General features: G+C 69.9%; 13 protein-coding genes. 5 read left to right on the top strand and 8 right to left on the bottom strand.

Translation table 11 applies throughout. From position 1 onward, the window contains the following. Window positions 1-2 precede the first annotated feature (2 nt). The gene (gene tap, locus ACIPSE_RS45050) at window positions 3-1,703 is read left to right on the top strand and encodes a telomere-associated protein Tap (protein WP_401675580.1); all 1,701 of its coding nucleotides are present in this window, start codon (window positions 3-5) and stop codon (window positions 1,701-1,703) included. Between the two features lie 1,163 nt (window positions 1,704-2,866). Here the strand turns inward: tap and ACIPSE_RS45045 are convergent. Together ACIPSE_RS45045 and ACIPSE_RS45040 are read right to left on the bottom strand one after the other, a co-directional pair. Beyond that, a complete protein-coding gene (locus ACIPSE_RS45045; protein WP_401675578.1) occupies window positions 2,867-3,967 on the bottom strand; it encodes a hypothetical protein in 1,101 nt (366 codons plus the stop codon). 247 nt (window positions 3,968-4,214) lie between these two features. Next, window positions 4,215-4,667, bottom strand: coding sequence for a hypothetical protein (locus ACIPSE_RS45040; RefSeq protein ID WP_401675576.1), 453 nt, complete (start codon window positions 4,665-4,667; stop codon window positions 4,215-4,217). A 352-nt stretch (window positions 4,668-5,019) separates the two neighbouring features. Between ACIPSE_RS45040 and ACIPSE_RS45035 the strand changes: the two genes are divergently transcribed. The 4 genes from ACIPSE_RS45035 (at window position 5,020) to ACIPSE_RS45020 (ending at window position 8,649) form a co-directional block, all read left to right on the top strand. Beyond that, window positions 5,020-5,661, top strand: a complete 642-nt coding sequence (locus ACIPSE_RS45035) for a plasmid partition protein (protein WP_401675574.1) — start codon at window positions 5,020-5,022, stop codon at window positions 5,659-5,661. Beyond that, on the top strand, window positions 5,658-6,590 hold the full coding sequence (locus ACIPSE_RS45030) for a hypothetical protein (RefSeq protein ID WP_401675572.1): 933 nt from the start codon (window positions 5,658-5,660) through the stop codon (window positions 6,588-6,590). Before ACIPSE_RS45035 ends, ACIPSE_RS45030 begins: the two co-directional genes overlap by 4 nt. Before the next feature lie 218 nt (window positions 6,591-6,808). Further along, window positions 6,809-8,161 (top strand): ParB/RepB/Spo0J family partition protein, encoded by a 1,353-nt coding sequence (locus ACIPSE_RS45025; RefSeq protein WP_401675570.1) that lies wholly within the window; start codon window positions 6,809-6,811, stop codon window positions 8,159-8,161. A 119-nt stretch (window positions 8,162-8,280) separates the two neighbouring features. Next, entirely contained in the window at window positions 8,281-8,649 is a 369-nt protein-coding gene (locus tag ACIPSE_RS45020; protein WP_401675568.1) for a hypothetical protein, read from the top strand. Window positions 8,650-9,107: 458 nt separating this feature from the next. Here the strand turns inward: ACIPSE_RS45020 and ACIPSE_RS45015 are convergent, their stop codons facing one another. The 6 genes from ACIPSE_RS45015 to ACIPSE_RS44990 form a co-directional block, all read right to left on the bottom strand. After that, entirely contained in the window at window positions 9,108-9,632 is a 525-nt protein-coding gene (locus ACIPSE_RS45015; RefSeq protein ID WP_401675566.1) for a hypothetical protein, read from the bottom strand. A gap of 128 nt (window positions 9,633-9,760) precedes the next feature. Further along, the gene (locus tag ACIPSE_RS45010; RefSeq protein ID WP_401675564.1) at window positions 9,761-10,315 is read right to left on the bottom strand and encodes a hypothetical protein; all 555 of its coding nucleotides are present in this window, start codon (window positions 10,313-10,315) and stop codon (window positions 9,761-9,763) included. A gap of 808 nt (window positions 10,316-11,123) precedes the next feature. Then, on the bottom strand, window positions 11,124-11,591 hold the full coding sequence (locus ACIPSE_RS45005) for a hypothetical protein (protein WP_401675562.1): 468 nt from the start codon (window positions 11,589-11,591) through the stop codon (window positions 11,124-11,126). After that, window positions 11,585-12,493: a hypothetical protein gene (locus ACIPSE_RS45000; protein WP_401675560.1), complete on the bottom strand. Its 909-nt coding sequence runs from the start codon at window positions 12,491-12,493 to the stop codon at window positions 11,585-11,587. The genes ACIPSE_RS45005 and ACIPSE_RS45000 overlap by 7 nt, the downstream gene beginning before the upstream one ends. Before the next feature lie 214 nt (window positions 12,494-12,707). Beyond that, entirely contained in the window at window positions 12,708-13,805 is a 1,098-nt protein-coding gene (locus tag ACIPSE_RS44995) for a TniQ family protein (protein WP_401675558.1), read from the bottom strand. 196 nt (window positions 13,806-14,001) lie between these two features. Next, window positions 14,002-21,369 carry a DUF3560 domain-containing protein gene (locus ACIPSE_RS44990; RefSeq protein ID WP_401675556.1) on the bottom strand — a complete coding sequence of 2,456 codons (7,368 nt, stop codon included), beginning with the start codon at window positions 21,367-21,369 and terminating at the stop codon, window positions 14,002-14,004. Window positions 21,370-22,148: the final 779 nt, after the last annotated feature.

Here is a 22,148-nt window from a genome sequence, read left to right as displayed (position 1 = left end):
CCATGACTGAGGTTTCGTACACCGCACCCCTGGCCGTCCTCGAAGCGGTCGGCAACGAACTGCGCGCTCACCTCCCCAACGGACAGACCGCCGACGTACCGGCGGATGTCACCGACCTTGCCACAGCCGCCGAGTGGGCCCTCGCGTACGGCTTGGGCGCCCCGGGTCTGTCTCGGTACGACGAGCCCTCCGGCCCGCTCCTGGTGCTAGACGGGTCCGCGGTCGAGGCCCTCGGCCTGCCGCTCCAGCTCGACGACCGCCGGAACCTCCGGGTCACCGAGGATCACCCCGCGGTCAAGGCCGTGGACGCGGCGGGGTGGACCCTGAGCCGCGCCGGACTGGGGGCCTGGTCTTTCCTGTTCAAGGATCGCGCCGAGGTGCGTCTCGCCGTCATCCCCTGGGGGGCCCTCTCTGATCATCTGCGATGGGGCGGGCTCGCCGAGGTAGCCACGAACCCGGGCGCGCTCGCGTACGCCCTCGGCGTGTATGCCGAGCGGGTCATAAGCCCGACCGGCTCCACTGCGGGGTGCGGTATTGCCCTGATGACCGCGCTTCGGCCCCCGACGCGTGTGCAGTTCGACCGGGGCACCGGGAAGATGCGGCGGGTGCCGGTCGAGGGCTCCCTCTCCAAGCCGGTTGCCCCGGCCCCGCCGGAGGCCCCGGACGATCATCCCCTCGCCGTCGAGCGGACGAGGGACCAGCGCACCCCCGAACACGTCATGTTCGAGGAGGCTCTCGCCTGGTACCGCAAGCCGACCGAGGCCGAGGCCGCGTTGCCGTACGTCGTAGGGCTCGACATCAACACAGCCTTTCTCGCCGCGTCGAGTCGGCTCCTCGTCGGCCTCGGTGAGGCGGCCTACACCGACGGCCCGCGCTTCAACAAGAAGATCCCGGGGGCGTGGCTGGTCGACCTGTCCGGCGCTGTGCTGCGGACGAAGGACCCGGCCACGAAGGAGTGGGTCGAGCTGCCGGCGGACTTCCCGTCGCCGTTCACGCCGAACGGGCAGGCACCGACCGGCCCGGCCTGGTACACGACGCAGACCCTCGCGTACGCGGTCGAGCTCGGGGTCGAGGTGCGCCCCGTCGCGGGGTGGCTGCGGGATGAGCCCTCGGGCTACTTCGATCTCTGGTATGGCCGCCTGCGTTCGGCGTACATGGACACGCTCGCCGACCTGGGCGTCACCGAGGACATGGACGAGGCGGCGTTCCTCTCGGCTATGGCCACGATCAAGCAGCGTGACCCGGAAGCCGTCGCCGTCCTCACTGCGATCAAGCAGACGGCCAAGGGCGGCATTGGCAAGATGCGTGAGAAGCCGCAGGGCAAGCGCGCCAGCCGGAACGCTCCGTGGCCTGCGCTCAAGCGGCCGACGTGGCGTCCCGACATGCGCGCGGCGATCGTCGCGGCGGCCCGGGTCGGCGGGCACCGAAAGATGGTGAAGACGTGGGTCACCACGGGGGCCGTGCCGCTCGCAGTGCTGTCGGACTGCGTCGTCTACGCCTCGGCCCACCCGACAGCCCGTGCGGTGGTGCCGCGCAAGCCGGACGGCTCTCCGATGCCGGGCGGGTTCCGCCTCGGCCCGAACCCCGGCTACTGCAAGGAAGAGGGCGTGCAAGGCATGGCGTGGTACCTCGAAACGGGAGGCGCCGGGGACAATCCCGCGCGGTTTATCAAGGGTGGCGACGCCGTACGGGACGGCGAGTGATGACGGCGCGGGAGATGGCGCAGGCCTCCGACACTCGGCCGCCGGAGGCCGACGCGTAGGCACCGCCCCAACACCGCCCCCTGTCCATCCCTTCCGGGCAGGCTCACGAGCTGGGGATCGCGGGCGCGGCCGTGACGGTCCTCGGCGGGCGGGCGTATGTGTCTCTGGCCGGGGAGGTCTGGTCGGACTTCGAGGTACCCCTCGACGGGACGCGCGGCATCGGGGACCAGCTCGCGCGTCTCGCCGACATCTACGACCCGGCCCGCCGTACGGCCGTGGAGCTCGTCGAGGACCAGGCGGCGGAGGAGCTCGCGGCCGTCGAGGAGCCGGTCGAGGAGGCCGCGGCCGAGGACGTCGTCGAGGACCAGGCGGCGGGCGAGGCCCTCGCCGGTCCGGACCTCGCGGTGCCGGCGGCGGTGCGGGCGGCCGAGCTCGGCGCCGTCCGGCCGGGACGTCGGGGGTGTGCCGGTCCGCTGTCGCGCGGGTTGTCGCGCGCCCCCCTGTCGCGGGCTGCGACCTGCGGTGACTCCCCCGCTCCCCCGACGCTGCGGCGGACGCGACAGCTCCCCGCGTCGCCAGGTCACCCGTACTGGTGGACTGCCGCGCGGTGCAACGCCGAGCTGCCGGTGATCGGGCACCGTGAGCGCATGCGCCGCCCCTTGATCTCCGTCACCGTCGCCGCCCTCGCACTGTTCGCTACCGGATGCGTGTCCGTCCCGGCGGCTGACAGCAAGCCACACGCCCCGCACGACCGGCCCGCGGCACGTATCCGGGCCGCGCTGCCGAGTCCCACCGAAGCCAGTCAGGCTCCGGCCCGCGCGACGCTCACGCGTACCGGCCCGGCGCCGTCGTCCTCCGCCCCAGCCCGGCGGCATCCTGCCCGCGCTGCCGAGGCTTCCGCTTCGGCCGCCCGCCGAGTGGTACCGCCGTCGCGTTCGCAGGCGCCGGCGCCAGCACCGAGGAGTCATGTCCGACGGGCTCCGGCACAGGCCGCTCAGCCGACACCGATCCGGCCGTCGTCCCGCCGCTCCGTCTCGCGCCCGGAGTACCGGCCGCCGACGTCGTCCGGGTACGACATGCGTACGGTGTGCCAAGCGGCGCAGGGGGTCACCGATCCTTCGCTTGTCAAGCTGTGCGACAGCACTTATGGGCGCTAAGCCCCGTCACGGAGCCATCCATCGGTCTTTGTCGGAGCGGCGGACGAAGCTGTCGAGGATATGCGTCAGGGCAGGGTCGGCAGGCCGGTCGGCAAGCCAGTTGTGCAACTGCGGCCGTAGGACAGTCGCGCGCTGGGTGAGTTCGGCGTACCAGGTCTGCGGGTGCTCCAAGCGCGCCCGGTGAAGCGACCAGACGGCAGTACCGACGCTGCGCGCGAGGGCGGCAAGTACCGCTTGCCGAAGGTATGCATCCCGGTACTGGTGCGCGACCTTGGCGGGGTCGATGCCCGCACGAGATGAATCGTCGAGGAACGATCTGACGGGTTGGCGGTCGACGAGGCGTATGTCGGCGTCGCTGCCCCTGAGTAAGTCCTCCAAGGCGACGATGGCGTCGTGGTGGGCGAAGGTCAGGGCAGGGTCATCGACGAACTCGCGAAGCGCTCGCCCGTCCAGCGTGTTCGGCTGGTCCAGGTGCAGGGCGTATCCGTGTTTGCGGGCGGTGTGCCGGTCATCGGCCGCCGCGCAGTAAAAGAGGTAGTGACCGTGGAAAACAGCGTTCGGGTAGGCCGCAGTCAGCATCTCCTGGACGCTGCCCTTGAACCCGGTATCGACGAGGGCGAACTCCGCGCCGTCGCGGTCGAGGTAGAGGTTGCTGTCGTCGGCGTATCCAACGAGATCTGTCCAGATAGACGTCAGTTCCTCGCGATGGGGCCCCGGCTTGCGGAAGCTGTCGGCAAGCGGATCGGCCCATGGTTCGGCCACCGCAAGGGCCGCGTCCGCGGTGCGGCGCGAGATGTGCAGCTCTCCGCAGTAACGATTGTGAAAGAGCGGGTCGAGCTGCTGTACGACGTCACCGAGGCAATAGCCATCGCGTCCCAAGAAGATCACACGGGCCCGCGGGTTGGCGGCGACCATGGCGTGCAAGTTGATCAGCATGTCCACCGCGTTCTTGATCACGAATGGCGCGATGTAGCGATGGGCAACAGTGCAGGCAACTTCCACGGCCCGTAGCTTGCGAGGGGTATCCACGTGCAGCACGGCGCAGAACTGTGCGAACTCACGTGGGCTGAGCCCCAAGGGGTTAGTCCAGCGGGCGCGCGCGTCCACGGCAGCGCCTAACAGGTCACCGGCTTGGGGCGCGGGTGGGCGATTGGTACGGGGCATTGATGATCCTTCGGTATGGGTTCTCATGCCTCCCGATCAGGACGGCGACCGTCGCCCGGTCAAGGTGGAGCGCCCCGGAGGGCGAACGACCTTGACCGGGCGGCGGCCGTCGTTCACGGTCGGGGAATGAGAGCACTACCGAAAGATCGTCCATGCTCCGTACCAATCGCCCACCCGCGCCCCAAGCCGGTCAGACTGCGATGATCACAGTCAGGATCGCGCCGGCAAGTGCAATGCCCACGTGAAGAGCGGTCCATATGTAGTGCAGGCGGATTCGGTACAGCCGCGGGTGCCTTCTGATGTGGCTCTCGCGTGCAGTCTGCCGGTCCGTCTCCAGGCCGAGGCCTGGGCATAAGGCATCGAGACGACGGCGCATGAGCTTGGCCTCATGCATGTGCAGGGCATACCGCTCCCGGAATTTCATGCTGGCCACGGTTCCGTAGGAGCCCAGTATGGTGAGCCCGACCGTGACGGCCAGAGACGAGCGGTCCGTGACCCCCTGGTGGACCACCAGCCCGATAGCGCCGGACGCCACGATAAGAACGATGTTGGTCAGCGTGGCCCTCTGGTTCTCCGACTGTCGGGCCTGGTTGCGTTGCTCCTGCCAGAAGTGGAGCAGCACATCATGTTGTTCATCGGCCATCCGGTCCCCCTCCCGGTGACGCGCGCGAACGCATCGGTCTTGAGCACTGTCATCAGAGAGATACCCACTCCGCCAAGTCGGCCTTGACCAAAGCCGGAACAGGTGGCGTCTCCGGAGTCTCGTCCGCCTGTCCCTCGGTGGTCTTGTCCTGGGTGGCGGCGGGTGCCGATTCGAGGGCGGGACGGAGCGCCGGGCGGCGCAGGGAGTCACAGATCCCTCGCTCGTCGAGCTGTGCCGCAGCATGTACGGCCGGTAGAACCTCACCTCTCCCATGGAGAGCAAAGCGTCAATGTGGGTACGGCGAGGGCCCAATCAGTGAGTGGACCATGGTCGCCCCAGTACCCTGCGACTCATGTTCATTGCCACTGTCTCCCCCCGTTCCACGGGGAAGTCCACGATCATGGCGTGGCTGCTGCATGCCCTCCATGACCGCGGCTACCCCGTGACCGGGTTCGACGCCGACGAATCCAAGCAGTTGTATCGCTGGTGGGAGGCAAGGCCCGAGGGGTCCTATCCCTTCGAGCTGCACCTCCTTCCCTCGACACGGTTCCACGACGAAGCTCCGCGGCTACTGCCGGACGGACACATTGGCGGCGTGGACTGCGGTCACCTGGAGAATCACGCGGGCATCGGTTGGAGCGTGCTCAGAATCGCGGACCTCGTCATCGTCGCCTGTGCTGCGACGAACGGGGACATCGAGCGCATGGAAGAGCTCCCGATGGATCACTTCATCGATCAGGTGATCCCGAAGCGGGCAGACAAAACGAGGCCCGAGACGTGGGTGTTGCTGTGCCGTGTCCAGCCCAGCAGTATCCGGCAGCCCAAGGGCATCCGCAAAGGCCTGGTTGAAGACGGCTGGAACGTCTTCACGACGGAGATCCCGGCGATTCAGATTTATGCGAGCACGGGCGAGGGCGTCCCGATCAAGGCGGCCGGGACCGCATTCGACGAGCTCGTGACTGAGATGGAAAAGCGAGGGCTGATCACCAAGTGAGCAAGACGGCAGATCCCGACGAGTTGCGTCGGCGGCGGCAGGCGCGGCGGAGCCAAAAGCGCGAGGGCCCTGACTCAGCCGACGGCTCGACCCCGATGGAGTTCGCACAGGGCCGCCCGCAACCGATGTTGCGCGTCGAGGACCTCCCGGACGCTGTCGACGCTCCCGAGGCGCATGGGCCTCTCAGCAGCGACGAGCAAGAAGCCTGGGAGACGTGCAAGGGGGCGTTTCAGCAGTACCACCAAGCATGGTGGGTAGCTGCCAAGGCATTGGACATCGCGCTTCGGGGACGCCTCTGGCGTGCGGAGTTCGACACCGCCGAGGCGTTCATCGGCGTGGTGGCGGACATGTCGACCTCGAATGCGTACAGGCAGATCGCGGGTGCCGAGGTGGCCGCACTGCTCGCCGCTCCCCCAAAAATCGAACTTGAATCGAACGATCTGTCCCGCATGCGGGACTCTGCGGAGCGGGAGCCCGCGGCCGAACCTCTCGTGATCAGCCAGCGGGCCGCTGAAGCCCTCTCGCCCGTGAGGAGCGACTACGGGGCCTCGGTTGCTGCCGACGCATACCGCACGGTCGCCGAGGTGACCGGCAAAGACAGGGTCAGCCAGAAGGTAATCATCGGGATCGTGCAGCAGCTTCCGCGCAAAGAGGAAGAAGAGCTGAGCAAGGACGAGCTCACCGAGCGAATCCGCTCACTGGCTGCGGCGCAAACAGGCAAGGACGCCACCCCCAAGACGTCCGCCGTCGACTCGATCGGAGCGTTCCTCAAGTACGTGGACGTCGTCAAGACGTTCGCCGAACGAACCGGCGGCATGGCGGCGGCCTACGAGGAGGCGGCGGCCGTCGACAAGGACAGGGCGGATGAAATCGCCTCGGCCATCGGACGCCACATGGCGCATGCAGCAAAAAACTTCCCGGACGTGTAGTCGCCAGCGAGGGCCCGTGTTCTGCGACGTGAACGCAGAACACGGGCCCTCGGCATTCACTCGGCGGGCCGTCACGACGGACACCAGTGATCACGCTAGGGACGACCCGACGGATACTTGCATGATGATGACGCGCGGGACGGGGGTGTCTGGTGACTGACCAGACGACATACGAGCGGACTGACCGGCTAGACCAGGAGGAGCCCGAGGGGCGGTGGATGCCCCTCGCCGAGCTCGCCCTCAATCCTCGCAACCCGAGGAATGACGGTCTCCCTGACGATCTGTCCGACCTCGACGGCATCCGGGAGCGTCAGCTCCAAAGCTGCCTGGCCATCACGGTTGAGGCGTACCTCGCGCTGTGGCCGACGGATCACGATCGCTTCGACGACCGAGTGACTGCCGTGATCATCAACGGCAACAGGCGTCGCCGGGCCGCCTCGAAGTACGGTCGCGACAAGCTGTTCGTCGTCACTGACGACACGATCGCGACGTCGAGGGCTGCCGTGATGAGAGCGGCATACGACGAGAACGTAGCGCGGCGCGACTTCGATCCGATCGAGGAGGCCCTCGCCGTCGTCGACATCGCGGCGGAGTACGAGACCGCCAAGGAGGCCGCGACGGCGCAGGGATGGTCTCAGTCATGGGTCTCTCACCGAAAGAACCTGCTCCGACTGCACCCCGAGCTACAGGAGGAGGTACGGGCCAAGGCCCGGGGCGGGGACGGCCTCTCAATCAACGTCGCCCGACGCTTGGGCGCAGTGAAGGGCATCAGCAGCATGGAGCTCGACGAGCAGCGCCAGGCGCTCGCCGAGCTCATGCGCGGCGACGCCGAGGCGAGTCAGGAGCAGAAGGCCGCTCGGCTCAGGGCGCGCGCGGAGCGGCAGCGGCCCAAGGCTGAGCACCCCTCTGCCTCCGCCCCGCAGATGCCGGCCGAGGCGGAAAACGACGCGGAGACAGCGGACACGATCGTGGCATCCTCCCCCGCCGAGGTTGAATTTTCCGCGGAAAATTCAACCGGCCCGGTGGTGCCCGAGCAGCGGCCCACTCCATCAGCGGAGGGCGAACTCGAAGGGCAGGGCAACGCTGGGCAGTATCGGCCCGAGGCGCCGCGCCCAGACCACGTGCCGATCACGCTTCACGTTCCGGCCGGGGTGGCGAGCACCTTTCAGCGGGTCGCGGACCATCTGTCACAGGGGCATCGTGTGCCGGTCTCCGTCGAGGACGTTGTCGGCATGGTGGCCACCTTCGCGTCACGCACGGGCTCCCCTCCCCTCGCTGCCCTCTCCGACCAGATCGAGAGCCGCTACGGCATACAGCTCGGCGACGGGATCACTCGGTTCACTTGGCGCCTCGCGGACGGTGGGGGCATGCGGACAGTCGAGCGGCACCGCCAAGGGCACCCGCCGTCCGGGGGCGTGTATCCACGGTGTGCTGCACCGACGGGCCCCGGCCGTGAGCCCTGCGACCATCGGGTGATCTGGAAGGTTGAGGACGGCGAGCGCGGGATCTTCTTCTACTGCGGCGCCGACCTCCCGTCAGGGGACACGCCCCCTGGCGTCTGGCGTCAGTGATTCACCCGCAGGCGGCCCCGGAGTCTCGGAGCTCCGGGGCCGCCTGCCTTCGGTCCCTCAGCGGAGTGATCACGCTGGGCGTCCCGTGACCGGTATCGCTGGTCGGGGGTTGGCCCGGCATGCGATCCACAACCACCAGCCCTCGCGCAGCGGCCGTAGTCGCGGCCGTCCTCAGCGTGCTACTGGTCACCGCGCCCTCGGCCCCAACGGCAGTTGCCGCGCCCGCAGCCGCGCCGTGCGCATCGAAGTGGAAGGCGACCAAGCGCGTAGCCGTACGCAGACCCGCATGGAACGAGGGGCCCATCGCGACGACGCGCAGCCCGGTCGTCGGGCACCTGCGCAAGGGCAAGATCGTGCGGTCCTGCGTGGTCGGCGTCGGACGGGACTCCTGGTCGGAGTACAGCGAGTGCGGCGGCGGCCGGCTGTGGCGGATCGTGCCGGGCGGGCAGGTTCCGGCGAGCTGCCTCAAAAGGGTCAGGACGAACTAGCTTCCCGTCGCAACGCTCGGCGGCCCGTCGGTGTCTCTGCACCCGGCGGGCCGTCGTCATTGAGGCCTCAGCGCTGGGCAGCGCTCCGGGGCTGAGGGCGCGGCATCTCCCCCAGGGCGGACGGGTCGATGTCTCGCAAGGCGCTGTGTCCGCGGCGTAGACCTGGCTGCGGCCACGGGTACAGCCGGACCGACGTTTGAGTGTCGCCGCGGAGGTCGACCTCGACCTGGTACATCACCCGTCCGTCTGCCCAGTCCTGTCGGGCCATGACTGGCGCGTACCGCCATGCACTGTGTGCCCAGACGGCAAGTGCGGGCCGGTTGCCGCGGGGATAGGTGGTCACCTCCGGCCGTGGCCCGTCCTCGCTACGCCATGGCCGGGCGGGGACGGGTTGGGTGGTCTCCTCGGTTGTGCTCACGAGTCGAGCGTACGCAGAGATCGCCGGTGGGGATGCATCGTCAGTCGTCGGTCGGGATGGGGCGGCCGACATCGACGAGGAGTTCGGCCGGGATGCCGTCGCGAGCCCATTCCATGGCGAGGGTAGAGCCCATTCCTTCGGCGGCGTACAGGAGTGGTCCGCGCTCGGCCATGATCTGTGTAGCGGCCTCTGCGCGCACCGGGATACCGAGGTACGCACGGCCGGGGCGGGGCCACGTCAGGTCACGGACGGCACCTTCAGGTGTGGAGCACCATGCGTGCTCGACCGGATACACGAGATCCCACGCCATGCCCTCGACATAGGCGAGCTCACCCTCGGATGCCCACGCCCAGCTCACTGCCTCGGTGTAGCACCGACCGGGCTCGCCGGGTGGGGTGCCGCCGCCCGGCCAGGGAGCCGGATCGAAGAGTCTGCCGTACGCGAGCAGGAGTCCGGACAGTCCGGCGTGCCGGAAGCCCGGGAGGAGGCCGCGCATCTGGGCGTCCACGCGGAGGTGGTCAACGAGCCACCGCTCGGCGTCGGCGGTGGTGGCGGTGTCGGTCATGGATGGGTGTCCTCCTGATGGTGGGGCGTGCACCGATCGAGTGTCGAGTCTCCTCTCCGTCGTGCACTCCGCGGAAGGTGATCGGGGACCGAACCCGCCACATGTGCAGGGAGCGTGCCGCGGTGCCGTCATGTCGGGCGGGACGTGGCCCGCCCCTCGTCGCGCGCTGCGTCCATGGCCACGGCGAAGGTGTTGTCACGACGACGCCTCTGGTAGACGGCTGGGGTGGTGATGCCCGCGGTTGCCGCTGCGGCCTTGACGGTCGCGCCGGCCCTCAACGCGTCGAGGAACTCGCGCACGCGTTGGGGGGTGAATCGCACCTGTCCGATGTAGCCGTACGGCGCCGAGGCCGCACTCACGGCGTCGCACGCTGCGGCGTACAACGGATCGGATCGCCATCCGCCCGGATGACCGGCACCGATGATGAGCTCGGCCCGACTCGGCGTCAGCCCCAGGGCCAGCAACCGAAGATAGTCGGCCCGCGCCAGACGCGCGGCCTCCTCCGGGGCATCCGGATTACGTCCGGCAAGCGCAACTACGAGCCGTGTGTCAGTAGCGGCGGTGGCCCATACTGCGGCCCGCTCCACCCGTAGGTCAGTGACGGCGTCATCGAGGGTTCTGCCGTTGCAGAGGGCCGCAACAAGGCGGTCCGATGCATCGCGGGTGAGCGTCGCTGTCGTCATGGGCGCACTCTACGAATCTCTCGCCGCCGTCGGCACCGCGCGGGGGTGCACGGCAAGCGGTGCATGACGATCCGCCGTGCACCCTCGACCGTGTCCGGAAGGAACGTGCAGGCCTGCACGTCGACCCTTCGATACCGGAAATCCGCAGGACGTACCGAACCCGCCAAGTGGTGCACCCCTCTGCCACCGAACCCGCCAAACCGTGCACCCCTGGCCGATGCACGGTCCGGGATGACTGCCATCACTCGCCCCCTATCAGGCGAAACGCACAACCCGAGCGCCGATAGCCAGGACCGAAACCGCCAAGTGGTGCACCCATGCCCTAACCAAGCACTATGCCGATCTCTCATGATTTATGAGCTGGAGACATGCGCACACGACACGACATGCAGCCTTACTTGCAGTTGCACTTGCAGCAACACTGCAACCGTGTGATGGTGGTGCTCCTCGCCGACCAAGGGAGACCAGCAACATGCAGTGTTGGGCCAACACAGACAGCAACAACAACCTGTTCCACGCCTTCACCGGAGAGAGCGGAACGTCCTTTCGCGCAATGTGCAACAAGGCCATCCGCCCCGCCGACCGTCACCGCCGCGGAGACGTCCGCCTCTTCTCCCTGGTTGAGGTCAACCGGTTCCCGATGTCACACAGGTGCGAGGGGTGCACGGTCAAGGTAGACGCCCTCGCCAAGACGGCCCCCCGGACGTAACAGCCGCAACGCCCGGCCTCTACCAAGGAAGCCGGGCGCCAGCCGAGGGCCTCGCCGCACACCGCGGCAAGGCCCTCGGTTTCTGTCGGGGCTGCGCTTCTACAGCAGGTCTACGGGCTCAATCCAGCGCGCAGAGGCCATCCACCCGGACCGGGATTCGAGCGCCGCTTTCATCTCGCCAGTGGTCGGGTGACGGACGTCCGCCAGCCAGACCACTGCCATCTGCGCTCGCTGACGGGCAAGGTTCCACCACAGGGGCGGGGGATCGGCGAGTTCCATCACAACGTGCACCTCTCCCTCAGCGCCCGGCTTGTTGAGTGCCAGGAGCACCGGGCCGGTGGCGTCTTGCCAGAAGTGCCACGGCCCGCCGTCGGCCGATACCTCTTGGCCAAGCGGAGTGAGTGAGGCATACGCGGGAAACCGCTCGATCTCTTCCTCTCCGGCGCCGCCGTAGGGCGAGAGCACGACCGCCGCCATCATTGCCCCGCCGACGGGGAACGCGGTCGGCTGGGCGATCAACTGCGGCACGTTCCGTTGAGGCTGCTCGTGTCCCTGAATGTTCACCATGACCGCGGCTCCATGAGGGACCAGTCGTCGGCCGTGGACTGCGGGTCGAGGTCAACGGCCGGCACCCGCGAGGGCGGGCCGAGCTCGTTCTCGTCGGGGCCGTCGTCGTAGTCCTCGGAGGGCTCGATCGGGTCGACGTCGTCCCGTGGTCCGTCGTCGAGGCCGTCCTCCTGGTGCTCCTCGGCGAGCGGCTCCTCGTCGGCCTGGTCCGCGGCGGCGTTCCATTCCTCCTCTGGGGTGGGGTGGGTGTCGGGGTCGAGCTCGTCGCCGTCGTCCTCCCCGAGCGTGCTGTCGGGGAAGTTGGGATGCCTGATGCCGTCGAAGATGACGATCACGCGGTCATCGGTCCCGGTGCTGAGGGTTCGCTCCGTCCCGTCGAGCTGTGCGCGGGTCCGGACTTCGCCCCATGGGATCTCGGTCAGCGTCACCGTGGTCTCGAAGGTCTCGCGGCAGCCCTCGCACTCGTATGTGTCGTACCAGGCAGTGAGTTCAAACATGCTGCCCGGGTGCCGGTCGACGTGGATAAGGCGCCCGTCGCACTGCCCGTCAGAGAACTCGACTTCGCATGTCTCGCCGTGATGGCACCGGATGCCCGAGCACCGGCACGGCGCCGCGGGGTCCTCGTTCGGGCGCCACACCGCCTCGGCGTGCGCGCGCTGCGCGGGAGTGGCGGTTTCGGGGAGTCCGCGGATGCCGAGCTCTTCGGCGCGGATGCCGAGCTCGGTCTCGGCGGCGGTGGGCTGGAGTACGTACACAACGGCGGCCGGGGCAGACGGCGCGTCGGTGGTGGCGGATTCGGCGGCGGCCTCGGCCCGTACGCGCCGCAGCGCATCTTGGTAGTCGAGGCCCTCGGTCTCCTTGAGAGCCCAAGCCGCTTTTTGCTCGGCGTTCCTCTTCGGCATGCGATGCCCTCCCGGCTCCGGGCGTCGGCCCCCACGCGGCCCGCCCGGACAGGACGGATCGTCAGCTCTGGAACGACCGGCATCCCTTGGGACCTTCGTACCGTCGGCGCCCGTGCACGGCGTGGGCGTGCGGGCAGCGGTAGGGGCGTAGTCGCGCCCTCGGGACGAGGGTAGCGGAGCCACCGACGGCTGAACGCCGCTCAGGGCGACCGCCCTACTTCTGGGGCAGGCCGGTGCACCTGCCGTACGGCACCCATCGGCAGCTCGGCGCGCGCCCGTTGCATCGCTCGCACGTGGCTGTGGTCGACGTCAGGGGCAGGCCGTAGACCCACATGAGGCAGGACGGGGCCCGGTGAAGGCCGTGTTCGGCGGCGTGTTCGTGGAGGGCGGGGAGTCGGTTCCACCGCCGCTCGGCGGCGGTACGGCCGCGTGGCTTGGCTGCGGCTTCGGCCGTGTGCTGTTCGAGCCAGTAGTTCAGCGGCTCTCGCTCGCGCCGGGTGAGGGTGCCGGCGGCGGCGAGCTCGGCGACGATCTCGACCCAGCCCTCGGCCGAGGCGCGCGGTTTCCGACGGTGTTCCTCCCATGTCCACATGTGCTCGGCGAGGGCGACGGCCAGGGGGTAGACGACGACCGGCGCGGCTCGGCGGCGGTGGCGGGAGAGGCCGAGGGCGTCCTCGTCGGCCCGCCACTGTTCGGCGGCCACCTGGCCGTGAACCCACCACCACAGGGCCACTTGATGGGCGTCGGCGAGGAGGGCGTCACCGACGGGGCCGAGGCGGTGAACGAGGTCACGGTGTCCGTGCAGGGCACGGGCGAGGTCGGGGACGGGGCCGGTGTCGACGAGGTAACCGGCGTCGTCTCCGGCCATCCACCGGCGCCCGCACCCGCACGGCCGCCATCGGTTCCCCTCGGAAGCCAGCCATGCCCCGGGTTCCATGCACAGCGGGCATGCGGGCATCGGCGAGGAGCCGAACCCGTCTGGCCACACATCGAGTTGGACGGCTTCGGCGAGCCGGTCGGGGTGGGCGCCGGGGAGTGCGCGGGCGAGCTGCTCGGGCTCGCGCTCCACCAGGGCGGCGAGCCGGTCGAGGGCTGCGGGGGAGAGGCGGACCTCGTCTCGTTGCGGGGAGGGGCCGTCGTCGGGGAGTTCGGGGGCGCGACCGGCGAGGGTGTCGAGGAGCGGGCCAACGCCAAGGCCGTTGGCCGTCGCGGTGCGCAGGAGGTACGACAGGTTCGTTTCACCGTGGATCAGGGGGACGCGGAGCGGGAGCTCGGCCGCGGTGAGCGGAACGGGCGCCGGGGCGGTGGTCATGGCGGCACGCTCCCACACGGCACCGACAGCGGGTGCACCGTTCGGGTGATGCCGTTTGCAGACGTCGAGCTCGCGAGGGGTCGTGATCACTTTGTGTGATCTTCGGGCGGGCCTCTCGGCGCTCGCCTGTCGGGTCCTGGTCGCGGGTTGTATCCGGGTCGGGGTGTCGGAGTCGAGTTCCATTGAAGTGAACGCGTCAAGTCCCCGGAAGGGCGGCACCACCGATGCCGCCCGGCCTACATGATGTGCCCCTGTCAAGTTTGACGTAAGCCGGCACCGCCCGGGGCCGGGGCGAGCGGGGGAGGGGCGGCCCCCGCTCCCCGTCCTTCGGCGGGTGCCCCGCCCACCCGCCGGGAGGCTGTCGCGTGCCCTGTCGCGTGCCCTGTCGCGTGGCGCCCTGTCGTGCACTGTGACCTGCGCGTACACCCCCGGCCCCCCGGGTCTCCGCCCGGCGCGACAGGGCGCCGCCGGTAGGGGTCCCCGCCGCGGCCGGGCGCGGCTCGCGCGGGCCCGCGCCCCCTGCCGCGGGGCCCGCTGCGGGGGCCGTGGCAGGCGTCGCACCGACCGGTGCGAGCGGACGGTGCGGCCGGGAACGATCGGCCATCGTACGACCGGTGCGGCCGTCGTGAGGGACGCACTCGCCGCGCTCGCGGGAGGCGGGAACGGCGGCCATCTTCGGTGCCGGAACTTGCAGCCGGTGGGGACCGCGCTCCAACATCAGCCGGACCGGCGCCGCGGGCAGCATCGGGGAAGTCTGCACCGAGGGCATGTTCACGTCTGTGATGCGCGGGGAGTCCGGCGTTCCGGCCTTCTCGGTGAGTCGGTCCTCGACGGCCTCCCGCTGCTCGTTCGTCCACAGGTTCACGGCGTACGCGTACAGGGCCCGCTGATAGGCCAGCGCCCGCCGGTACCAGATACGCCGGGCACGGGAGAGAACGGCGCCGGTCACGGCCATGCCCATGAACGGCGACACCGCGTCCGCCGCCTGCTGCGCCTTGTTGCGGATGCCCTCCCTGCGCCCTACGTGCTGCCAGGGGTAATCCCAGCGGAAGCCGACAAGCGCGCCGAGCTCGGCTTGACTGAACGCCCGGCCGCCGGACCCCTGGGGTTCGTCCGCACGGCGCCGGGTGGCGCCGTACCACGTGGCGGTGACGCACTGCGCCACCTTGTCCGCGCTGAACGAACCGCCGCCCTTGGCCCGGCCGGTGACGGGGTCGACCGGCCGCGCGCCCCGGGTGTCGACCCACAGCCCGGATTCCCACCCGAGGGCCTGAGCCACGGTGAGCGAGGGAAGCGGCGCACGGCCGCCCAACAGGTCAACCCGCGTGGTCAGGTCCGGGCGGGTGGTGGGGATGGGGCGCCGTGCGCCGTCGCCCCACATGGCCCGCTCGGCGGCGGCGACGTCATCGGCACGGACCACGGATCGCGCCCCGTCGGGCTCGCCGTCCCGTACGGCGATCATCCACGTGCGGACGCGATGGGAGGCGGCGCCGTAGGTGGCCGCGTCCTCGACCTGGAAGGACACCCAGTCGAATTGCAGGGACTCGCGCAACTCGGTCTGAATCGCCGCGCACAGCGGGGCGGCGGCCTTCAACAGGTTGTCCGACTGCTCCATGGTGACGGACGCCAGGATGCCGCCCGCCTTGATCATGGCCATGGGCCACAGCAGCACTTCAGCCATCAGCGCCGTGCGCTCGTCGGCGCACGTGTCCATGGCCAGCCGCCGGAACTCGTCCGGGGTGCACCCGGGCGCGGCCGTCCCTTCCATGCAGTGCTGCGTGTGAATGTGGTGGTGACACCCGTCGCAGTCGGCCGTGTCGTCGTGCTCGTCGCACCAGGCTTCCCACTCGCCGTCATAGCCGGACGGGTCCCACGCGGCCTCGCCGTCGTTCTCGGCGTCGGCCTGGTAGGCGTACTCGTGGGGGCCGCCGTAGTCATGGCAGACGTCTTCCACCTCAAGGTGCCCGAGGTACTCCGAGGCGTGGAACAGCAGGTCCATGAACCGCTCGACCTCTGCCGGTTGCACACCGCTGCGCTTCCCGCCGGTCGAGATCGTCGGGCAAGGCGTCGACAGGTGCAGCCGCTTCACCGACGTCAGCACAGGGTGCCGGGGGTCCAGCGTGCGGACGTCGGCGCAAATGATCGTGTACCCGGCGGCGCGCGCGGTCGCGGCGGCGCCCTCGTTGATCTCGATCCCCACCGCGTCCACGTCGGCCGAGTCGTCGCCCCCCAGGGCGAGGCGCTGCCCTTCCGACATGCCGCCGGGACCGTGGCACACGTGCACCATGCGTTCCGGGCCGCCGTCGGCCGGGCGCCGCGCCCACCGCGCCGGGTAGGGGTGCGCGAACGCCGTGCAGGTGGGGCAGTCGGCGCACTCACGGCCGTCGGCGCACGTCGTGCAATCGGTGTCGCACCACCAGGAGGCCGCGCGCATGGCGTCTTCGTTGCCGTGCGCGGCAACGAACGCGTCCCGCAGAGCTGCACCGTCCACCGGGGCTACACCTGACGCGTCCGCGTCAAGTCCCCGGAATTGCGCCACCGGTCGAGGGGCGGTGACGCCCGGCACCGCGCCGCCGTCACCCTCCCATGCCTCCTCGATCCCGGGGTCGGACACACCGGCCGGTGCCGGAGCGCTCACCGGCGCCGCCGGCGGAACCGGAGCCGGGGCGGCCTGGTGCTCGGTCAGCTCCCGCGCGTCGGCCGCCCTCTCGGCCTCTGCCTCGTCCGGGGTGGGCTCCGGGGTGACGTCGCGCGGGTCGGCGGGGATCGGCTCACCCGCAAGGGCGGCCCGCATCTGCTCAGCCGACATGCGCCCGGTGACACCGTCGCTATAGGCGGCCGTGTACGTGTAGGCGCCCATCCGGCCCGCCGCCTGAGCCGCCGCACGGGTGACAACACGGCACCCGCCAACCGCACCCATCGCGCCGCCATCGAACGCCGCGAGAATGTGCGGGATCGTCACCGACTTCGCGTTAACCCGGGTGACCTCGTACCACGTACCCCGGTACCGGACGTAATCGCCCTTCACGAAGTCGGCCCGACCCCACACCTTGAAGCCGCGCCGCTCCGCCTCCTTGATGGTCTCCGCCCAGTACGTCAGCTCTTCGTCGTACTCGGCCAGACGGCGCGTCAGCTCCTCCCGGCGTGCCTCGGACGGCGGGCGCCGCCACACATCAGCCGCACGGCCCTTGTCGTCGACGCCGTCCCGCTCCCGCAGCACACCGCGCCGTTCCGCCTCCAGCTTCTCGATACGGCGCAGCGTGCGCCCCGGGTCCTTCCGGTAACGCTCGTAGGCGTCGGCCGCCGCCGCACGGGATGCCCAGTAACCGGCCCGCTCGCCCTCGGCGATGCTCTTACGCATCGCGTTGTGCATGCGCTCCTGGTCCCTGCGGGCGCGCCCCTCCGAATGGTGGCCCACCAAGATCGGCTGCCCCATCCAGAACCGTTCGGCGATCCGGTCCGAGGTGTCCCGCGCCGACTGCGACGATGCCGCCGCGCGCCCGGCCCTGTCCGCGAACCGCTCCGTCCGTTCCTCGGCCGCGTCCACGCGGGCGGCCTCCCGCTCCGCGAACGACATGCCCTCTTCGATCACCACGGCGCACGACAGGCCGAGTGCGCGCACCGCGTCCGCGGCCCGGTTGATCTTCCAGCAGTCGGCGCCCTTGTAGCGGCTACCCCGGATGAAGATCCCGGGGGTTCGCCGGTAGGTCCAGCCCAGCGGGCGCAACGCTTCCCACACCCCGTCACCCTTGGCGGAGCCCTCAACGGTGGTGCCGTCTTCGTGGGTGTGCCGAATGACGATGTCCGCCGCCGTCTCGGGCACCTCCCCCGAGGTCACTTTTGAAGTGTCCGCGTCAAATTCCCGGGAGAACGCCCCTTCCCCACAGGGGGGCGAGTCTCCATTTGAAGCGTCCGCGTCAAATCCCTGGGGCTGCGCCACCGGGCGAGGGACAACGACCCCCGGCACCGCGCCGCCCTCTGCCTCCCACACGTCCGCCCCGGACGGGTCGGACACCACGTCAGGCGCGGCCTTGCGCGCCCGCGTCACGGCCTGGCGCTCCCGCAGCAACACCGAACGGCTCTTGCGCTGCCGCGCGCTCCACACCGCCTCATCACGCCCGCACGGCCACGCGTGACGGCATTCGTGCGGGTAGTAGCCGCACCCGGCGAGCGGCGCACGCTCGCCGAGTGCGACCGGCGCGGGCACGTCGTCACCAGATGCCGGCGGGAAGGGCTCTCCGTGTTCGTCCCGCTCGACCGCGCCGCCGTCGCTCTCCCACCCGTCCACCCCGCCGGGGTCCGACACGACGTCGGGCAGCGCGACCGGCGCCGTGTCCTCGACCAGGACACCGCCCACCTTGCACACCTGGGCAACCGTCGCGTTCATCGCGTGCAGCGTCGGAATCTTGCCGACCGGCGCGCCGTTCACCCATGCCCCCGACGCGTCAACGTCGTACCGGCCCCCACTCCACACCGCGCGCATCTCCCCGAGATTCTTGCCCGTGGGGGTACCCGCCGCCCGCACCGTCACCGTGACCCCGTCCGCACTGCGCTGCACGGCCACCGTCCACCCGTTCCCCGCCGCCGTGTCCGCCATGGCCACGGCAGCCATGGGCAGCCACACCCCCGGCGCCGCCTCGGTCTCCGCGATCACCTCCGCACCCGCGTAACCGCCCTGCCAGTCCTCCAACGTCGACACCGACGGCATGCGCCCGGTCTCGGTCCCCTTGGGCGCCTTCCACGGCTGCACCAGGGGCCTGACCGACGCGGACGCCTGCCCCTTCTCCACCCCTGCGGTACGCCCGTGCTTGTTCTTCGTGGGCAGGTCGGGCCCCTTCAACGCGCGCCCCTCATCCCGCGCGGCCACAGCATCGGCCAACAGGTCCACGAACGCCCGACGCTCCGCCATCCCGGGCGCGTGTTCCATGTCGGGCGCGTGCTCGGCATCGGCGGGAAGCTCGAACATCACCGCCGTACCGCCGTCCTCGGACAGCCACACGCCACGACCGGCCGGAACGTCACCGGCCGCCGCACGGGCCAGGAACCCGCGCGCCGCCGCCGCACGCTGCCCCGGTTCCCCCGCCTCACGTTCCAGCGCGGACAGCTCCCGCTCACACCACCGCACCTCATCCCGCGCACGCGTCCGCCGCGCGTCCGCCGCATACGAAGCCTCACGCGCACGCCCCGACCACTGGCCGGACGTCTCGTAACTCACCCAGACGTGTTCGCCGAGCACACCCGCCGACTGGCGTACTTCCTGGTGAAGGTCGTACGCGTCACGGCGCCACGCGGCGCACTCCCGCGCGGCCTCCTCCGCCGCGGTGAGCCGCTCACGCGCCATGGTCAGCGCGCGCCGCGCACGCTCCGCAAGCCACGAACGCGACACCCGCACCGTGCCCTCGTACGGGCCACGGAACGCGGGCGGGAACACCCCGCCCCCCTTGCCGTGGCAGATGACCGGCAACACTCCAACCGCGCCGCCGTCGGCCTCCCACCCGTCCAACCCGCCGGGGTCCGACACAACGTCGGGCAGCACCGCCGGACTCTCCACCACGACCGGCGCACTCTCGGCCGGAGCGGTGTCCGCCGCCTCGGACGCTTCCCCCGAGCCCTTCTTTGACGCGTGCGCGTCAAGTTCTCGGGAAAACCCCCCTTCCCCGCGGGGGGTCGAGTCTCCATTTGAAGTGTTCGCGTCAAGTTCCCGGAGTTCCTCCTCCTCCGCACGGTCAGCGTCGCCGGTCGGCCCACCCTCGGGAGCATCGACCGCGGCCGGAGCGCCGGTCGGCGCGCTCTCGCCCGCCACCCGGGCCACAACCCACACGCCAGACTCCGACGTCCCGTAGTCGACGCACACCCGGGCGTGCCCGCGGCCCGGAACGTCGCCGATCACCTCGGTACCGTCGACCAGGCACGCCCCGGACCCATCGAGCCGCACCCGGACAACCCGCACCCAAGACCCGCGGCCCGGAACGCTCACCAGCGACCCAATGGGCAGCGTGGCGCGCGCGTCCCCCTCGACCTTCCGAGACTCGCCGAGTGCGTACCCGCCATCGATGCGGGCAGCCTCGGCACGCTCGCGCTCCCTGTCCGCCTCGCGCTCTGCCCAAAACTCCGCCTCGGTCGCGTACTCCGCGTACGCGAACAGCTCACCCGCACGCCGCGCGTACGACTCCGCAGCGTCCGCCAGAATCCGGGCACGCTCGGCGCACTGCCGCGCGTACTCGGGGTCATCCTGGGGGGTGTCCCATTCGGTGTACCGGACGCGGTAGGCGCACGCGTCCGCACGATTCGCCAGCCGGTCAATCCGCCGCAGCGCAGCGCGAACAGTGTCCGCCTCGGCGTCCGGCAGAGCGTCAACCGGCCGCGCGTCGTACGCGCTGCGGGTGTAGCGGGCAACGTGCGCCGTGACGTCGTATGCCTCGCTCGCACGCGACAGGTGCCCCTCTGCGATGCGCACGAACGCGCGGCACTCCGCCGCCGCCTCTTCCGCCGGACGCTCGCACTCGCGCTCACGCGCCGTACGCTCCTCCGCCGCCGCTACGGCCGTACGCCGTTCCTGCGCTCCCGCGTCGACCGTGGCAACGTCGTATCGGGCAGCGTCCGCCAGAGACTCAAGAGCTCCCGACTCATCAGCAACCAGCGAGAGTTGACCGGCCGAAACCTCCCACCCACAGTCACTCGCCAACAGGCGCCCGATACGGACGTCTTCCGTGTCTTGGTGGACGCTGCCACGGTCGGCGAGCGTTGCGGCCATGATCGCGCGGCACCCGCACGAACCAAAGTTCATGTCCTTGCGGCCGTTCCCATCCACCCCGGGGATGATCAGGCATTCGCACTTCCGGCACACGCTTTCGGCGCGCGACTCGCACGCGTCGACCCATTCCCAAGCCTTATCGGACGCGTCCTCAATCCGGCCGAGGCACTCGCGCGCGTCCTCCTCCGCCTCGACCACAAGCGTGTTCCAGTCGTCACACACCGACTCCGCGGCGTAGTCCCCGCGGGCAGCAACCGAAGCGTCAGACAGCGTCCGGCGCGCCCGGAGCACTCGGCGCAGCAACGATGCGCCTTCCTTGACCAGACCGGACGCGGGGCGCGGGTCTTCACTGCTGTACTTCCGTGCCTTGACCTCCGTACGGCCGATCAGACCGGCCACGTCCTCACACTCGGTCCATGAGTGCTCGACACGCGCCACGGTGGCGGCATCGTCCGCCTCGGCCGCCCATTCCTCCGCATCCTGCGCGAGCGACTCGGCACGGTCGGCGAGCGTACGAATCTCCGACGCTGCCTCCCGCGCGTCCTTACCCGCGGCAACGGCCGCACCCATGGCAGACGTTCCGCCGTCCGCCATGGCCGGAGCCTCGGCAACCGGCGCACCCTGGTCAACGTCCGTGACCGTCACGCCGGGGGCGCCGTCCGCCTCGGTCCGGTAGTAGGTGAGAGCCGCGCGGTAGCCGCGCGGGTTCGACACCGACCACTTACCCGCGCGCCACGTGTACCGCTCCGAACGGGAGTCAGTAGGCGCAGCGATAACCAGCGTCCACGCGTCGCCGTCCCGCTCGACCATGGCACCCCACCCGCGGCCGGTAGCCGAGCCGGCCAGCGCGCCGAGGTTCCGCGGGGCGCCCGCGGTGAGCGCTGCGGCAACGGGCATCGGGGCGGCTGTTGCAGTCATTCGGGCCTCTTCCGTTCGTCCGCCGCGGCTCGTCCTCGGCGGTTGGTACGGTGCCCACCTTACGGGAGTTGCAGCACAACTACAAGTTGCACTGCAAGTTTGACTGCAACTCTCGGAGCGACCGGCGCGCACCGACCGACCCCGCGGCCCGAACCCTGTGGAAAAGGTGCGCATTTGATGGCGGGTTGGGTGTCGACCAGGGGAAACGACCGTTTCCGGCTCCGAATCCGCCACCAGCGCACCCGGAGCCGTAAGGGGTGAAACTTTGGTGGTGAGTATTACTCGAACAGGCGCAAGGAAACTGACGGGATGCCAGTGATCGTATTTGCACTGGTCAATACCGAACCCGCCAAACCGTGCACCCCCCGAAGTTCGTTCGATTTCAAGACTGTGGAAAAAGAGCGCACCAAATGGCGGGTTCGGATCACTCCTCCCGCCCTCCGGCGAGGCTGACAGAGCCTCAAAAGTGGTTCTGACCTGCGATTTTGATGAGCTCTTAGGGGGGTGCACAGTTTGGCGGGTTCTACCCAGTTAGAGAGGCTCAAACAACCCGCAGGCAAAAGACATGATCCGCGAAGCGGATCATTGCGCCCGCGAAGCGGGCGTTAAGTGATCGGCGAAGCCGATCACTCGTTGTAGTCGGCGAAGCCGACTACAGACCCGCGCGCGGG

The organism is Streptomyces sp. NPDC090106 (assembly GCF_044747265.1).
Classification (GTDB): Bacteria; Actinomycetota; Actinomycetes; order Streptomycetales; family Streptomycetaceae; genus Streptomyces.
This window is presented reverse-complemented; position numbering and strand designations above follow the sequence as displayed.

Coding starts and splice junctions, on each gene's coding strand:
- tap (WP_401675580.1), top strand. CDS start 3: ATGACTGAGGTTTCGTACACCGCACCCCTGGCCGTCCTCGAAGCGGTC.
- ACIPSE_RS45040 (WP_401675576.1), bottom strand. CDS start 4,667: ATGGCCGATGAACAACATGATGTGCTGCTCCACTTCTGGCAGGAGCAA.
- ACIPSE_RS45035 (WP_401675574.1), top strand. CDS start 5,020: ATGTTCATTGCCACTGTCTCCCCCCGTTCCACGGGGAAGTCCACGATC.
- ACIPSE_RS45025 (WP_401675570.1), top strand. CDS start 6,809: ATGCCCCTCGCCGAGCTCGCCCTCAATCCTCGCAACCCGAGGAATGAC.
- ACIPSE_RS45020 (WP_401675568.1), top strand. CDS start 8,281: ATGCGATCCACAACCACCAGCCCTCGCGCAGCGGCCGTAGTCGCGGCC.
- ACIPSE_RS45015 (WP_401675566.1), bottom strand. CDS start 9,632: ATGACCGACACCGCCACCACCGCCGACGCCGAGCGGTGGCTCGTTGAC.
- ACIPSE_RS45010 (WP_401675564.1), bottom strand. CDS start 10,315: ATGACGACAGCGACGCTCACCCGCGATGCATCGGACCGCCTTGTTGCG.
- ACIPSE_RS45005 (WP_401675562.1), bottom strand. CDS start 11,591: ATGGTGAACATTCAGGGACACGAGCAGCCTCAACGGAACGTGCCGCAG.
- ACIPSE_RS45000 (WP_401675560.1), bottom strand. CDS start 12,493: ATGCCGAAGAGGAACGCCGAGCAAAAAGCGGCTTGGGCTCTCAAGGAG.
- ACIPSE_RS44995 (WP_401675558.1), bottom strand. CDS start 13,805: ATGACCACCGCCCCGGCGCCCGTTCCGCTCACCGCGGCCGAGCTCCCG.
- ACIPSE_RS44990 (WP_401675556.1), bottom strand. CDS start 21,369: ATGGTCGAGCGGGACGGCGACGCGTGGACGCTGGTTATCGCTGCGCCT.